The sequence below is a fragment of the Promicromonospora sp. CA-289599 genome (assembly GCF_050936155.1).
Lineage (GTDB): Bacteria > Actinomycetota > Actinomycetes > Actinomycetales > Cellulomonadaceae > Promicromonospora.
The window spans coordinates 1,271,772-1,286,163 of record NZ_JBNJNI010000001.1; the positions used below are offsets into that span (position 1 = coordinate 1,271,772).

Consider the following 14,392-nt stretch of genomic DNA (forward strand, 5'->3'; position numbering starts at 1 on the left):
ACGGTCAACAGTGACCGAAAGGTCACTGTCCAATAGGATCGGGCCATGACCGCACCGCACCGTGTCGCCGTGCTGATCGTCGACGGGTTCATCCCGTTCGAGCTCGGGATCGCGCACCGGATCTTCGGCATCGCACGCGACGCCGAGCACAGGCCCCTGTACGAGGTGGTGACCTGCACGGTCGGCGCGCCCGGCCCGGTGCAGTCCGACTCGGACGTGGTGGTGCAGGTGGCGCACGGCCCCGAGGCGCTGGAGACGGCGGACACGGTGGTCGTCCCCGCGTCGCACGAGTTCGGGCCGGTGTACGACGAGGGCCGCCTCACGCCCGAGCTCGAGGACGCCTTCCGGCGCATCCGGCCGGGCACCCGGCTCCTGTCGATCTGCATCGGCGCGTTCGCGCTCGCCGCCGCCGGGCTCCTCGACGGCCGCCCCGCCACCACGCACTGGAGCTCCGCCGACCACTTCCAGACCCTGTTTCCCCAGGTCGAGCTGGACCCCGGCGTGCTGTACACGGACGACGGCGACGTGCTCACCGCGGCGGGGGTCGCCTCCGGGATCGACCTGTGCCTGCACGTCGTGCGCCGCGACCACGGCGCCGCCGTCGCGCTGGACGTCGCCCGGCGCACCGTGGTGCCGCCCCACCGGGACGGCGGCCAGGCGCAGTACATCGCCCGGCCCGTGCCCGACGCCGACGGACCCGGCACCGCCGCGACCCGCGCCTGGGTGGCCGACCGGCTGGCCGAGCCCGTGACGCTGGCCGCCATGGCCCGGCACGCCGCGATGTCGGTGCGGACGTTCACCCGCCGGTTCCGCGAGGAGACCGGCGAGAGCCCCGGCCAGTGGCTGCTCCGGCAGCGGGTCGAGCACGCGCGGACCCTCCTGGAGTCCTCCGACCTACCGGTCGAGCAGGTGGCACGACGGTGCGGCTTCGGCACGGCGCAGTCCTTGCGCGCACACGTGCTGGCGACCCTCGGCGTGACCCCCACCGCGTACCGCAGGACGTTCCGCGCGGCGGCCTGACCGCACAGGTTGCGGTTCGGCGCCGTCCGTGGCGTTTCCTGTCCGTGGAGCCCCGGATCGGCTTAACCTCGATCCATGGCGACACGACGGAGAGCCACCACGTTCATGCAGGCCGGGGCACTGCTCGCCGCGCTGCTCCTGGCCGGCTGCGAGGGTCGCACAGACGAAGACCTCGGGCCCCTCGAGAGCCCCGCGCCGATCGTCTCGGAGCCGGCCGAGCCGACGCCGTCGGACACCAAGGCCACCGAGGACCCGGGAACGGGCGACGGCACACCCGAGCCGGGCGTCACCGCAACCGAGACGGCCGCGGGCCCGCCCTTCGCCGCCGACACCGCACCGGACACCGCCGAGCCGACGGGCGAGGGCGAGACGTTCCTGTCCGTCACGAACGTCCGCGTCGCCGAGCACGACCGCTACGACCGCGTGGTGTTCGACCTCGACGGCACGGGCAGCGGCAAGCCGGGCTGGCGCGTCGAGTACGTGAACCAGGCGACCGACGACGGCTCCGGGCACGCCGTCCAGGTCGACGGCGACGCGATCCTGCGGGTATCGCTGTCGGGCACGGCGAACCCGATGGACAGCGGCGTCGAGGAGTTCCCGGGCGACCGCATCGAGCCCGACGACACGGAGTCGGTGAACGAGATCGTGTACCGCTACTGGTTCGAGGGGTACACGACGGCGTTCCTCGGGATCGACGAGGGCAAGCGGCCGTTCCGGACGTTCCTCCTGGAGAACCCGACCCGCGTGGTGGTCGACGTCCAGCACTGACCCTCTCGCCCTGCGACGTGTCAGAAGCTCAGATCACCGGAGTGACCTGAGCTTCTGACACGGACACCGGACGCCGTCAGCCGGCGACCTCCGACTTCTTGGGCCGCGCCAGCAGCGTGGCCGCCAGGTCGGCCAGCGGCAGCTTGCCGGCCAGCACCTCGACCACGCCTGTGGTGATCGGCATCTCGACGTCGTGCGCCCGGGCCAGCTCCAGCACCGACTCCGACGACTTCACACCCTCGGCCGTGCCGCCGGTCACCTTGATCGCCTCGGCGAGCGTGAGTCCCTCACCGATGTGCTTGCCGAGCCGGTGGTTACGCGACAGCGGTGAAGCGCAAGTCGCGGTCAGGTCGCCCATGCCGGCCAGCCCGGAGAACGTGGCGGGCTCGGCCCCGAGCGCGAGGCCGAGGCGCGTGATCTCCACGAGGCCGCGCGTGATGAGCGTCGCCAGCGTGTTCCAGCCGAGGCCCTGGCCCTGCGCCATGCCGGCCGCCAGGGCGATGATGTTCTTGACCGCGCCGCACAGCTCCACGCCGACCACGTCGGTGTTCGTGTAGGGGCGGAAGTACCCGGTCGAGCAGGCGTCCGCCACGAGCTGGGCGGTGGCCTCGCTGCGCGAGGCGACCACGGTCGCCGTCGGCTGCCGCTCGGCGATCTCGGGCGCCAGGTTGGGCCCGGAGACGACGGCGACCCGCTCGTCGGGCAGGTCCAGCACCTCGGCCATGACCTGGCTCATGCGCTTGTCCGTGCCGAGCTCGACGCCCTTCATCAGGGAGACGACGACGGCGTCCGGCTCGACCAGGTCCTTCATCGACGACAGGGTGGCGCGGGCGACCTGGGACGGCACCGAGACCACCACTATCGACGCGCCCTTGAGGGCGACCGCCGGGTCGGTCGTGCCGTGCATCGCGGGCAGCTGCACGCCCGGCAGGTACTTCTCGTTGCGGTGCGCCTGGTCCACGGCGTCGAGCACCACGGCGTCGCGACCCCACAGGGTGACGTCGCACCCGGCGTCGGCCAGGACCATGGCGAACGTGGTGCCCATCGAGCCGGCGCCGAGCACGGCGACCTTGGTCGGTTCGGGCAGGCTGACGGGCGGGGTGGCGCTCACGGGCGCTCCACCGGGGGGTAGGTAGTCATCTTGGCCTCGTAGTCGGGGTGCTTGCGCAGGTCGAACCTCGGCTTGGGCGCCACCTCGCCGCGGATCTGCTCCAGCTCGGCGGTGATGCCGTCCATGATGCGGCTGGTGGCCTCGCGCAGCGTAGCGGTGTCCTGCGGACGGTCGTACAGGTCGCTCAGGTCGACGGGCGGACCGGTCTGGATGGTCACCTTCTTGCGCGGCCACGGCCAGCGCAGCATGCCGTACCGCGGCATGATCTGCGTGACGCCCCACTGCGCCACCGGGAGCACCGGCAGGCGGGTCGTCAGGGCGATCCGGGCCACGCCGGTCTTGCCCTCCATGGGCCAGTACTCGGGGTCCCGCGTCAGCGTCCCCTCGGGCAGGATCGCCACGCAGGCGCCGTCGCCGAGCTGGTTCGCCGCGTCCTTGAGGGACTCGGTGGCCTTGGCCGACTCACGGTCCACCGGGATCATGTTGGTGCCCCGCAGGGCCCAGCCCGTCAGTGGCGAGTCGAACAGGCCGCGCTTGGCCAGGATGCGCGGCTCGCGGCCCATGTCGAAGAGGTAGTGCGCCAGCGTCAGCGCGTCGAGCTCGGTGACGTGGTTGGCCGCGGCGATGAACCCGCCCTTGGCCGGGAAGTTCTCCCCACCCTTCCACTCGTACTTGCACAACGAGAACATGAGGTTCCGCACGATGAACGCGATGAAGCGGTACATGCGTGACTCAGGGCGTGGGATGGACACGGTCCGAAAGGATACTCGGCCCCGTGCCCATCCCAACCCGTCAGCCGCGGGTTACGTCTGCGCCCAGGGCGAGCAGCTTCTCCTGGAAGTTCTCGTAGCCGCGGTCGATCAGGCCGATGCCGCGCACCGTGGACTGTCCCTTGGCGGCCAGGGCCGCGATGAGGTGGCTGAACCCGCCGCGCAGGTCCGGCACCTCGATGTCGGCCGCGGAGAGCGCCGTCGGGCCGGAGATGACCGCGGAGTGGTGGAAGTTGCGCTGGCCGAACCGGCAGTCGCGCCCGCCCAGGCACTCCTTGTAGACCTGGATGGTCGCGCCCATCTTGCGCAGCGCGTCCGTGAAGCCGAAGCGGTTCTCGTAGACGGTCTCGTGCACGATCGACAGGCCCTTGGCCTGCGTGAGCGCGACGACGAGCGGCTGCTGCCAGTCGGTCATGAAGCCGGGGTGCACGTCGGTCTCGAGCACGATGGACTTCAGGTCGCCGCCGGCGTGCCAGAAGCGGATGCCGTCGTCCTGCACCTCGAACCGGCCACCGACCTTCCGGAACGTGTTGAGGAACGTCATCATCTCGGGCTGGGTGGCGCCCTTGACGGTGATGTCGCCGCCCGTGGCGAGGGCCGCCGCGGCCCAGGACGCGGTCTCGATCCGGTCGTTCAGGGCCGTGTGGCTGTAGCCCTCGAGACGGTCGACGCCCTCGATGCGGATCACGCGGTCGGTGTCGACCGAGATGATGGCGCCCATCTTCTGCAGCACCGCGATGAGATCCATGATCTCCGGCTCGATCGCCGCGCCCGAGAGCTCGGTGATGCCGTCCGCGCGGACGGCCGTGAGCAGCGTCTGCTCGGTGGCGCCGACCGACGGGTACGGGAGGGAGATCTTGGCGCCCTGGAGGCGCCGCGGCGCCCGCAGGTGGATGCCGTTGGGTCGCTTGTCGACGACGGCGCCGAACTGGCGCAGGATGTCGAGGTGGTAGTCGATCGGCCGGTCGCCGATGCGGCAGCCGCCCAGGTCCGGGATGAAGGCCTCGCCGAGCCGGTGCAGCAGCGGCCCGCAGAACAGGATCGGGATACGGCTGGAACCCGCGTGGGCGTCGATGTCGGCCACGTGCGCCGACTCCACGTTGGACGGGTCGAGGTCGAGGATGCCCGCGTCGGTGTCGTACTTGACGTTCACACCGTGCAGGTCCAGGAGCCCCGAGACGACCTTGACGTCGCGGATCTGCGGTACGTTCCGCAGCACGCTGGGGGTCTCCCCCAGCAGGGAAGCCACCATGGACTTCGACACGAAGTTCTTTGCGCCTCGAACGGTGATGGTCCCGTTCAACGGGTTGCCGCCGTTCACATACAGCAGATCGTTCATATCCTCGTCGTCATCTCGTTGTACCGATGATGGATTTCCGGCTGTGGGGTCGGACTCTCAGTGGCTGAGGGTGCCCGGGTCGGTCCTGATCCTTGCCCCCCACCGCCGGTCGTGCCAACACGGGCACGGGCGGGAGTATTCACCGTTCACTACACCTTCACTCGCGACGCACGCTGCCGCATCACGACACGCCAGGTGCTCGCACGCGTGAGGTCGCGCTCGGCAGCCTACGTCAAGGGGCCATCCACAAAATGAGACGGCCTTTCCGGATCGCGGACCTCCTCCTAATGTCCCAGACATGAGCACCTCCGCATCGTCGACCGCCGGGACCGCGCCCGGCGGGCAGGGCGAGCCTCCGGCCGGCAACCCCAGGGGCCGCGTCGTCTTCGCGTCCCTGATCGGCACCTCCATCGAGTTCTACGACTTCTACATCTACGCGACCGCGGCGTCGCTGGTGTTCCCGGCGCTGTTCTTCCCGAACGCCCAGGACCCGACGACCCAGCTCCTGTCGTCCTTCGCCGTGTTCGGCGTGGCGTTCGTGGCGCGGCCCGTCGGCTCGGTGCTGTTCGGGCACTTCGGCGACCGGATCGGCCGCAAGACCACCCTCGTCGCCTCGCTGCTGACGATGGGTATCGCGACGGTCCTGATCGGCCTCATCCCCGCGGCGTCGACGCCCGGATGGGCCTTCGCCGCGCCGGCCGTGCTCGTGCTCTGCCGGTTCGCCCAGGGCCTCGGCCTCGGTGGCGAGTGGAGCGGTGCCGCACTGCTGGCCACGGAGAACGCCCCGCAGGGCAAGCGCGCCATCTACGGCACGTTCCCGCAGCTGGGCGCACCCATTGGTTTCATACTGGCCAACACGGTGTTCATCGCCCTCTCGGCCGCCCTCACGCCGGAGCAGTTCGCCGACTGGGGCTGGCGCATCCCGTTCCTCGCGTCCGCGATCCTGGTGATCGTCGGCCTGTGGGTGCGGCTCTCGCTGCTGGAGACGCCGGCGTTCCGCAGGGTGCTCGAGGCCGAGGCCGTCACCAAGGTGCCCGTGGCCCACGTGTTCCGCACGTCCTGGAAGCAGATCGTGTCCGGCACGTTCATCATGCTGGCCACCTACGTGCTGTTCTACCTGATGACGACGTTCACGCTGAACTACGGCGTCGCCCCGACCGTGCCCACCGACGGCGCACCGGCCGGCCTCGGCTACGAGAAGATCGACTTCCTCTGGATGCTGATCATCGGTGTCGTGTTCTTCGGCGTCTTCACGCTGGTGTCCGGTCCGCTGGCGGAGCGGTTCGGCCGCCGCAAGCACCTGATCTGGGTCACCGTGGCGATCATCCTGTTCGGCGGGTCGTTCGTGCCGCTGTTCGCGGCGGGCGACGTCGGCGTGCAGACGCTGCTGATCCTCGGCTTCACGCTCATGGGCCTCACGTTCGGCCCGATGGCCGCCGTCCTGCCGGAGCTGTTCCCGTCCAACGTCCGGTACACGGGCTCGGGCGTCGCGTACAACCTGTCGTCGGTGCTCGGCGCGGCAGTGGCGCCGTTCATCGCGGTGTGGCTCTGGGCCGAGGCCGGCTCCCCCGTCCTGGTCGGCGTCTACCTGTCCGCGATGGCGGTGATCACGCTGGTCGCCCTGCTCATGACGCGCGAGACGCGGGACGTCGAGTACGACACCAACGTCAGCGCCTGACGCAGCCACGCCGTCCCGCCGTCGAACGGCGGCGGGATAGCGTGGCCGGGTGGAGACGACGGCCCTGATCGCAGCCTGCGTCGCCGTCGTACTCGGGGCAGGCCTGCAGCGGGTCGCCGGGATGGGCCTCGGCATGGTGGCCGCCCCGGTGCTCACCGTGCTCCTCGGGGCGTCGGTGGGCGTCCTGGTCAGCAACGTCGCTGCCATCGTGACGGCGCTGCTCATCCTGCGGGCGCTGCGCGACCGGGTCGACTGGCGGCGCGTCGTGACGATCCTGCCGCTGATGCTCGTCGGCTCGGTGCTCGGCGCGCTCACCGTGCGCGAGGCCGACGCCGCGTGGCTGGACGTCATGGTCGGCGGGTCGGTGCTGCTCGCGCTGGCGGCGTCGGCGGTCCTGCGCCGACGGGTCCGGATCAAGGGCCGGTCCGTGGCCGTCGCGACCGGCCTGGCGGCGGGCTTCATGAACACGACGTCGGGCGTCGCCGCACCCGCGTGGACCGCCTACGCGCTGGCCACCCGCTGGGACCACCGGTCGTTCGCCGCGACCCTGCAGCCGCTGCTCGTCGTCATGAACACCATGTCGGTGGCCACCAAGCTGGCCTTCGGCGCGATCCCGCCCGGCCACCTCCCGGCGTGGTGGGTCTGGCCGGTCCTCCTCGCGGGTGTGCTCGCGGGCGTGGGCCTCGGGGCCCTCCTGGCCCGCCGGATCCCCACGGGCGTCGCGTCCGCGATCGCGCTGACGGTGGCCGTGGCGGGCGCCCTCACGGCGCTGACAAGAGGCCTGCTCACGATCTAACCTGTCAGACGCTCCCGCACGTGTCAGACGTACAGGTCACCCGGGTGACCTGTACGTCTGACACGTGCGGGAGCGTCTGACAGGTGTGGCGGGACCTACTCGTCCTCGGCGAACACCACGTCTCGCTTGCGGCGGATCATCGGCAGCACCGTGACCACCAGCACGACCGCCGCGAGCGCCAGCAGGACCCCCGAGATGGGCCGCGTGACGAAGACGGTGGGGTCGCCGCGCGAGAGGAGCAGCGCCCTGCGCAGGTTGTCCTCCAGCAGGGGTCCGAGCACGAACCCGAGCAGCAGCGGCGCGGGCTCGCACCCGGACCGGATCAGCACGAAGCCCAGCACGCCGAAGACGGCGACCGCGAGCACGTCGTACGGGTTCTGGCTCAGGGAGTAGGTACCGATGCAGGCGAACACCACGATGGCCGGGAACAGCACCGAGTACGGCACCGAGAGCATGCGCACCCACAGCCCGACGAGCGGCAGGTTGAGCAGCACCAGCAGCACGTTGCCGATCCACATCGAGGCGATCAGGCCCCAGACGAGGGCGGGCTGCTCGGTCATCACGTCGGGGCCCGGCGTGATTCCCTGGATGATGAACGCCCCGGCCATGAGTGCCATCACGGGGTTGGCGGGCAGGCCGAGCGTGAGCAGCGGGATGAACGACGTCTGCGCGGCCGCGTTGTTCGCCGACTCGGGCCCGGCCACGCCCGCGATCGCCCCGTGCCCGAACTCGCCCGGGTTCCGCGAGACGCGCTTCTCCACGGCGTAGGAGGCGTACGAGGCGAGGATGTGCCCGCCGCCCGGGAGCACACCGAGCAGGGAGCCGAGCCCGGTCGCGCGGAGCACCGGGCCGACGATCTGCCGCAGCTCCGTCCGGCTGGGCCACAGGTTGGCCACGCGGCTCACCACGCGGGTCCTGGTCCGCGGGTCGTGCAGGTTGCGCAGGATCTCCGCGATGCCGAACACGCCGACGGCGACCGCGACGAAGTTCAGGCCCTGGTACAGCTCGCGCAGGCCGAACGTGAACCGCGGCGTGCCGGTGTACATGTCCTGTCCCAGCGTGCCGAGCAGGATGCCGAACACGATCATCGCGAGCGCCTTGAGCGTGGACCCGCTCGCCAGCGCGATCGACGCGATGAGGCCCAGGACCACCAGCGAGAAGTACTCGGCGGAGCCGAACGACAGTGCGGCGCGGGCCAGTACCGGGGCGGCGACGGCGAGCACCACGGTCGCGACGGTCCCGGCGACGAACGACCCGATCGCCGCCACGGCGAGCGCGACGCCGGCCCGCCCGGCGCGCGCCATCTCGTGCCCGTCGATCGCCGTCACCGCTGCCGACGACTCCCCGGGCAGGTTGAGGAGGATCGCCGTCGTCGACCCGCCGTACTGGGCGCCGTAGTAGATGCCCGCGAGCATGATGAGGGCCGCGGTCGGGTCGTCGAACCCGAACGTGATCGGCAGCAGCAGTGCGATGGTCGCCGTCGGGCCGATGCCGGGCAGCACGCCGACGGCGGTGCCGAGCGCCACGCCGAGCAGGCAGAACAGGACGTTCTGCCACTGCAGTGCTTCGGAGAACCCGAGCGTGAGGTTGTCGAGCAGGTCCATCGGGGCCTCCTACCCGCCGAGCCAGTCGCCGAACAGCGCGAGCCGCAGCTGCAGGAGAACCACGAAGATGATCCAGCTCGCCACTGCCAGGCCGACGGCGATGACGAGGGCCCGCAGCCCTCTGGTGCCGGGTCGCGCCATGGCCGCGAGCAGGCCGGTGCCGAAGGTCGCGGGCAGCAGGCCCAGGCCGTCGACGGTGAGCGCGAAGAACACGACGGCGGCGAAGATCGCCGCCGTCGGGCGCCACTGGATCCCGGCGAGCGGCCGGGGGTCCAGGGCGTCCGGGTCGGGTGTCGCACGGTCGGACGGCGGGGCGTCTGACACCCCGGCGTCTGACACCTCGCCGTCCGGCGCCTCCCGGTCGGACACCCCGGCGTCTGACACAGCGCCCGTTGCCGGGTCCGGGGCGACGTACGCCTTGGCGACGATGACGGCGCCGAGCGCGGCGAGCACCAGGCCCAGGACGAACGGTACGTACCCCGGCCCCATCTCGAGGAGGGAGCCGAGGTCGTACCCGAGCGCCCCGATGGCGAAGGCCGCGCCGAGCCCGACGAAGATCAGGCCGGAGACGAGGTCGCTCGTCGAGCGGGGCCGGAGGACGCCGATGTCAGCCTCCTTGTCCGGCGCCGATGATGTCGCCCCAGGTCGCGAGCTGCTCGTCGAGCAGCGCGGCGTGCGCCTCCGGGGTGGCCTGGTCCTCGCTGACGGGCGCAGTGCCGAGGTCCGCCATCTGGTCGATCACCGTCTGGTCGGCCAGGGCCACCTGGAGCGACTCGGTGAGCTTGGTGACGATCTCGTCGGGCGTCTCGGCCGGGACGTACAGGCCGTGCCACACGCTGACCTCGATGTCGGCCTGGCCGCCCTCGGCGGTCGTGGGCAGGTCCGGGAGCGCGTCGATGCGCTCCGGCGTCGTCACCGCGTACGCCTTGACCTCGCCCGCCGTGATCTGGCCGGTCGTGTTCGTGGTCTGGTCGCACATGAAGTCGACCTGACCGCCGACGATCTCGGTCATCGCGGGACCCGTGCCGTCGTAGGGCACCGCCGTCACCTCGACGCCGAGGGCGTCCGTCAGGAGCAGGCCGCACAGGTTGGACGCCGAACCCTCGCCGGCGTGCGCCATCGTCACCGTGTCGGCGTTCTCCTGGACGAAGGTCACGAACTCCTCGAACGTCTCCGGCTCGAAGTCGGAGCGCGCGATGATCGTCATGGGTACCTCGGTGACGAGGCCCACCGGCTTGAAGTCGGCCACCGGGTCGTAGGCGAGGTCGTCGTAGAGTGCGGGCGCCGTGGACATGCCGATGTGGTGCATGAGCACCGTGTAGCCGTCCGGGTCGGCCGTGGCGGCCTGGCCCGCCCCGACGGTGCCGCCCGCGCCGTCGATGTTCTGCACCACGAGCTGGACGCCCAGGTCCTCGCCCATGGGATCGGCGACCATGCGCGTCACGGTGTCGGTGGGACCGCCGGCGGAGAACGGCACGATCACCTCGATGTCGTCCTCGGGGTAGTCGGCGGGGTCACCACCACCCGAGGAACAAGCGGCCAGGACGAGTCCGACGCAGGCCAGCGCACCGATGCGCGCGGCCACCTTGCGAGGTCCAGCGGGGGTCATGTCCGTCTCCGATCATCGATGATCCGGCAGAGGTTGATCCGTGTACTGATGCGCGACAGTACCGCCGGGCATGTGACGACCGCCACAAAGTGGACAGGGTTTTGACCGAACGGTGACCTCAGTGATCGGCGTCCTCAGCGACCGGCGTCCGCCGCCGTCCGCAGGGAACCGGCGGACCGGGCCGGCCCTGCTCGGCGCACCGCTCCCGGCGATGTGCCGTGGTGACGCCTGAAGGCTCTGCCGAATGCCGCCTCGGAGCCGTAGCCGACCTGGCGGGAGATCGCGGCGACCGAGTCGGTGGTCGTGGTCAGCGCCGTGTACGCCTGCTCGAGACGCCACCCGGCCAGGTAGCGCATGGGCGGCTCACCCAGCAGCGCCGTGAACCGCTCGGCGAACGCGGACCGCGACATGCCCGCCTGCCGCGCGAGCTCCACGAGGCTCCAGTCGTGTTCCGGCCGAGCGTGCAGCCCGGCGAGCGCGCGGCCGACGTGCGGGTCCCGCAGGGCGGCGAGCCAGCCGGTGCTCGCATCGGAGGAGGTGCGCAGCCACTGCCGCAGCACGTGGATGACCAGCACGTCCGCGAGCCTCGTCATCACCGCCTCACCTCCCGGCTCCAGGGTCTGCGCCTCGTCGGCCAGCAGGCGCAGCACGGTCCCGAACGCGCCGGACCGGCCGCCGTCCCAGGCGTCCACCCGGATCAGCTCGGGCAGCTCGGCGACCAGCCGGGCGGTGAGCGGCTCGTCGACCGTCATCGCGGCATAGGCGATCTGCGTGTGCTCCCCGCCGCCGCCGAACCGCATGCGCTCGTAGGTCTCCCCCACGCGCTCGACCGGTATGTCGAGGAGCCCGGTGCTCGGTGCGCCGGGCGCGCTCAGCAGCCGGTGCGGGACGCCGTGCGTGATCAGCACGGCGCTCCCCGCCTCCAGGGTGTGCTGCTCGCCGCCGATCTCCAGGACGCACCGGCCCGAGAGCACCACGGGCAGCATCATGCAGGGCTCGATCGCCGGGAACGCCACACCCCACGGCGCCGTGAGATCGGCCTGGCAGTACAGCGCCCCGGTGAAGCGCAGCAGATGGAGCCCGTCGCCGATCGGCGCCGCGTCGTCCTGCGGTCCGGTCAGGAGCATCTTCGGCACGGGCAGACCGGTGTCCGGGGCGGGGCGCGAGTTGACCATGCGTCCAGCCTGACATGCCGATCTACCGTACGTCCGGGATACGTCCGCGACCCCGGACGCACGGCACAGAACTCCGGACGTGAGGGGATGTTACGTCCGGCGTGCCGGACCCACGATGGACGCATGGTTACCAACACACACCCCACGCAGCAGCCCACCTTCGCCGTGATCGGCGCCACCGGCAAGACCGGACGGCGCGTCGCGGACCTCCTCGAGAGCCGCGGCCACGCCGTCCGTCGGCTCGCCCGCGGCACCAGCAGGCGGTTCGACTGGGAGCAGCCCGACGGCTGGGCCCGGGCCCTGGACGGCGTCGACCGCCTCTACGTCGCCTACGTCCCCGACCTCGCGGCGCCCGGCGCGGACGTCGTGATCACCCGCCTCACCGAGGTCGCCAGGGAGGCAGGCGTGCAGCGCATCGTGCTGCTGTCCGGGCGCGGTGAGCTCGGTGCCCGCCGCTGCGAGGAGATCGTGCTCGGCTCGGGCATCCCCTCGACGGTGGTGAGCGCCGGCTGGTTCATCCAGAACTTCACCGAGGGCATGCTGGCCGGAGCCCTGGAGACCGGGGTGCTCGCCCTGGCCGCCGGAGACGCACGGGAGCCGTTCGTCGACGTCGACGACATCGCCGCCGTGGCCATCGAGGCGCTCACGGGCGACGGGCACGCGGGCCGCCGGTACGAGGTGAGCGGTCCGGAGTCACTCACCTTCACGGAGGTCGCGGCCCTGCTCACCGAGCTGAGCGGGCGCGACGTCCAGTACGTACCGATGACGTTCGACGACTTCCACGCCGCCGTCGCCGCCGAGGCGGGTCCCGAGACCGCGACCCTGCTCACCGAGCTCTGCCGCGAGGTGTTCGACGGCCGCAACGAGACGCCGGCCGACGGTGTCCGTCAGGTCCTCGGGCGCGAGCCCCGCGACATGCGGGCGGTGCTCGCCGAGGCGCTGACGGCGGAGCAGCGCGCGTGACCTGACCTGGGCGTCCGGTGCACCTGTCAGAGGGGCACCGGACGCTCAGGCCGGGCCTTCAGCCGAGTCTTCGGTCAGTGCTGCGGACGGCGCCCCGTAGCGGGCGGCCACCGCGGCGGCCCGGTCCCGGAGGGCGGCGCGCAGCGACGGCGGCGCCAGCGCCTCCGCGTCCGTGCCGAGCTGCCAGAGCGCCCACACGGCATGGCGCAGGTCCTGGAACGTCACCTCGAGGCGCAGCCGGCCGTCGTCGTCCACCGCTTCCATGAGGACGGCGAGCGCCGTGCCCACGAGCTCCTCGCGCCGGGCGGAATCCATCCCGACGAGCACGGCGACCTGGTCCCCGCCCGCGCGGAACCGCGTGCTGCGTTCCTGCCAGATCCGGTCCAGGTCCACCTGGTCCGGTCGCTCGGCGGGTTCGGCGAGTTCCTCGGCCGCGATGATCCGCGAGAGCCGGTAGGTGCGGTCGGCGCCGGACGTCGTGGCCAGCAGGTAGCCCTTGTCGCGCACCGTGACCAGGCCGATCGGGTCCACGGTGCGCCAGGTCGCCGGCCGGTCCACCGGCGCGTAGTGGATGCGCAGCTTGTGTCCGGCCAGCACCGCCCGCCGGACCTCGACCATCGCGGTGCCTGGCACCTCGTCGGCGGGCGCCCTGCGGGAGAGCAGGTCCGTCTCCGGGTCGACGAGGAAGCGCCGGGCCGCGTCGCTCGTGGTGGCCCGGTGACCCTCGGGCAGCGCGTCGACGACCTTGCGCATGGCCGACGCGAGCGCCGAGCCGAGGCCGAACACCTGCTCGCCCCTGCCCGAGCCGGCGGTCAGCAGGGCGAGGGCCTCGTCGTGGTTCAGTCCGGTGAGCTCGGTCCGGAACCCGGGCAGCAGGGCGAACCCGCCGTGTCGGCCGCGTTCGGCGTAGACCGGGACGCCTGCCGCCGAGAGCGCCTCGATGTCCCGCTGCACGGTGCGGGTAGAGACCTCGAGCTCGCGGGCCAGCGCCTGGGCGGACAGTCGGCCGCGCTGACGCAGCAGCAGCACCAGGGAGACCAGGCGATCCGCGCGCATCCCAAGATCCTACGGAATACCTGACACAGGGTGTCGTGATTTGTGAAGAGGCTCGTGCTCGCAGGACTCGAACAGGACTCGAATGGAGCTGATGTGGCGATGGAACGAACCGCGGTCAACCCGGTCACGTGGTCGGTGGCGATGGGCTTCAACCAGGGCGAGCTGGTCTCCGGGCACACGCGGACCCTGTACTGCTCGGGGCAGACGGCGATGAGCGCCGACGGCAGGCCCGAGCACGAAGGCGACATGGCGGCTCAGCTGGCGCTGAGTCTCGCCAACCTGGAGGCGGTGCTCGGCGAGGCCGGGATGTCCCTGGCGAACCTCGTCCGGCTCAACGTCTACACCACCGACGTCGACGTGCTCTTCCAGCACTACGGGGTGCTGGCGGCGCGCCTGGGCGCTGCCCAGGTGTCGCCTTCGACCACGATGCTCGGGGTGACCCGGCTGGCGATCCCGGGGCAGCTGGTCGAGCTCGAAGGGACCGCCGTGGGGTGACGCGGCCG

The 14,392-nt window shown here is 71.5% G+C and carries 14 protein-coding genes; 6 read left to right on the forward strand and 8 right to left on the reverse strand.

The window, feature by feature from the left end:
* Window positions 1-45: 45 nt before the first annotated feature.
* Together ACQEVI_RS05665 and ACQEVI_RS05670 are read left to right on the forward strand one after the other, a co-directional pair.
* Window positions 46-1,020, forward strand: coding sequence for a GlxA family transcriptional regulator (locus tag ACQEVI_RS05665; RefSeq protein WP_432895565.1), 975 nt, complete (start codon window positions 46-48; stop codon window positions 1,018-1,020).
* A gap of 75 nt (window positions 1,021-1,095) precedes the next feature.
* Entirely contained in the window at window positions 1,096-1,788 is a 693-nt protein-coding gene (locus tag ACQEVI_RS05670) for an AMIN-like domain-containing (lipo)protein (protein ID WP_432895567.1), read from the forward strand.
* 76 nt (window positions 1,789-1,864) lie between these two features.
* On the opposite strand, the gene ACQEVI_RS05675 is transcribed toward ACQEVI_RS05670, so the two are convergent.
* The 3 genes from ACQEVI_RS05675 to murA are packed head-to-tail and all read right to left on the reverse strand — an operon-like array spanning window position 1,865 to window position 5,008.
* Window positions 1,865-2,899 (reverse strand): NAD(P)H-dependent glycerol-3-phosphate dehydrogenase, encoded by a 1,035-nt coding sequence (locus ACQEVI_RS05675; RefSeq protein WP_432895569.1) that lies wholly within the window; start codon window positions 2,897-2,899, stop codon window positions 1,865-1,867.
* Window positions 2,896-3,651 carry a lysophospholipid acyltransferase family protein gene (locus ACQEVI_RS05680; protein ID WP_432895571.1) on the reverse strand — a complete coding sequence of 252 codons (756 nt, stop codon included), beginning with the start codon at window positions 3,649-3,651 and terminating at the stop codon, window positions 2,896-2,898. The genes ACQEVI_RS05675 and ACQEVI_RS05680 overlap by 4 nt, the downstream gene beginning before the upstream one ends.
* Before the next feature lie 40 nt (window positions 3,652-3,691).
* Entirely contained in the window at window positions 3,692-5,008 is a 1,317-nt protein-coding gene (gene murA / locus ACQEVI_RS05685) for a UDP-N-acetylglucosamine 1-carboxyvinyltransferase (protein WP_432895573.1), read from the reverse strand.
* A 298-nt stretch (window positions 5,009-5,306) separates the two neighbouring features.
* Here murA and ACQEVI_RS05690 point away from each other — a divergent pair, with 298 nt between their 5' ends.
* A complete protein-coding gene (locus tag ACQEVI_RS05690) occupies window positions 5,307-6,686 on the forward strand; it encodes an MFS transporter (protein WP_432895575.1) in 1,380 nt (459 codons plus the stop codon).
* A 49-nt stretch (window positions 6,687-6,735) separates the two neighbouring features.
* Window positions 6,736-7,482, forward strand: a complete 747-nt coding sequence (locus tag ACQEVI_RS05695; protein ID WP_432895577.1) for a TSUP family transporter — start codon at window positions 6,736-6,738, stop codon at window positions 7,480-7,482.
* A 95-nt stretch (window positions 7,483-7,577) separates the two neighbouring features.
* Here ACQEVI_RS05695 and ACQEVI_RS05700 read toward each other — a convergent pair whose 3' ends face one another.
* From ACQEVI_RS05700 to ACQEVI_RS05715, 4 genes are all read right to left on the reverse strand, one after another.
* Complete coding sequence (locus ACQEVI_RS05700; protein WP_432895579.1) at window positions 7,578-9,086, reverse strand: tripartite tricarboxylate transporter permease; 1,509 nt, start codon at window positions 9,084-9,086, stop codon at window positions 7,578-7,580.
* A gap of 9 nt (window positions 9,087-9,095) precedes the next feature.
* Window positions 9,096-9,800: a tripartite tricarboxylate transporter TctB family protein gene (locus tag ACQEVI_RS05705; RefSeq protein WP_432905804.1), complete on the reverse strand. Its 705-nt coding sequence runs from the start codon at window positions 9,798-9,800 to the stop codon at window positions 9,096-9,098.
* Entirely contained in the window at window positions 9,694-10,695 is a 1,002-nt protein-coding gene (locus ACQEVI_RS05710) for a tripartite tricarboxylate transporter substrate-binding protein (protein ID WP_432895581.1), read from the reverse strand. Before ACQEVI_RS05710 ends, ACQEVI_RS05705 begins: the two co-directional genes overlap by 107 nt.
* Before the next feature lie 134 nt (window positions 10,696-10,829).
* Window positions 10,830-11,870, reverse strand: coding sequence for a cupin domain-containing protein (locus tag ACQEVI_RS05715; protein WP_432895583.1), 1,041 nt, complete (start codon window positions 11,868-11,870; stop codon window positions 10,830-10,832).
* A gap of 123 nt (window positions 11,871-11,993) precedes the next feature.
* Here ACQEVI_RS05715 and ACQEVI_RS05720 point away from each other — a divergent pair, with 123 nt between their 5' ends.
* Entirely contained in the window at window positions 11,994-12,833 is an 840-nt protein-coding gene (locus ACQEVI_RS05720; RefSeq protein ID WP_432895585.1) for an NmrA family NAD(P)-binding protein, read from the forward strand.
* Window positions 12,834-12,878: 45 nt separating this feature from the next.
* On the opposite strand, the gene ACQEVI_RS05725 is transcribed toward ACQEVI_RS05720, so the two are convergent.
* Entirely contained in the window at window positions 12,879-13,889 is a 1,011-nt protein-coding gene (locus ACQEVI_RS05725; RefSeq protein ID WP_432895586.1) for a helix-turn-helix transcriptional regulator, read from the reverse strand.
* Window positions 13,890-13,988: 99 nt separating this feature from the next.
* Here ACQEVI_RS05725 and ACQEVI_RS05730 point away from each other — a divergent pair, with 99 nt between their 5' ends.
* Window positions 13,989-14,384, forward strand: a complete 396-nt coding sequence (locus ACQEVI_RS05730) for a RidA family protein (RefSeq protein WP_432895588.1) — start codon at window positions 13,989-13,991, stop codon at window positions 14,382-14,384.
* Window positions 14,385-14,392 lie beyond the last annotated feature (8 nt).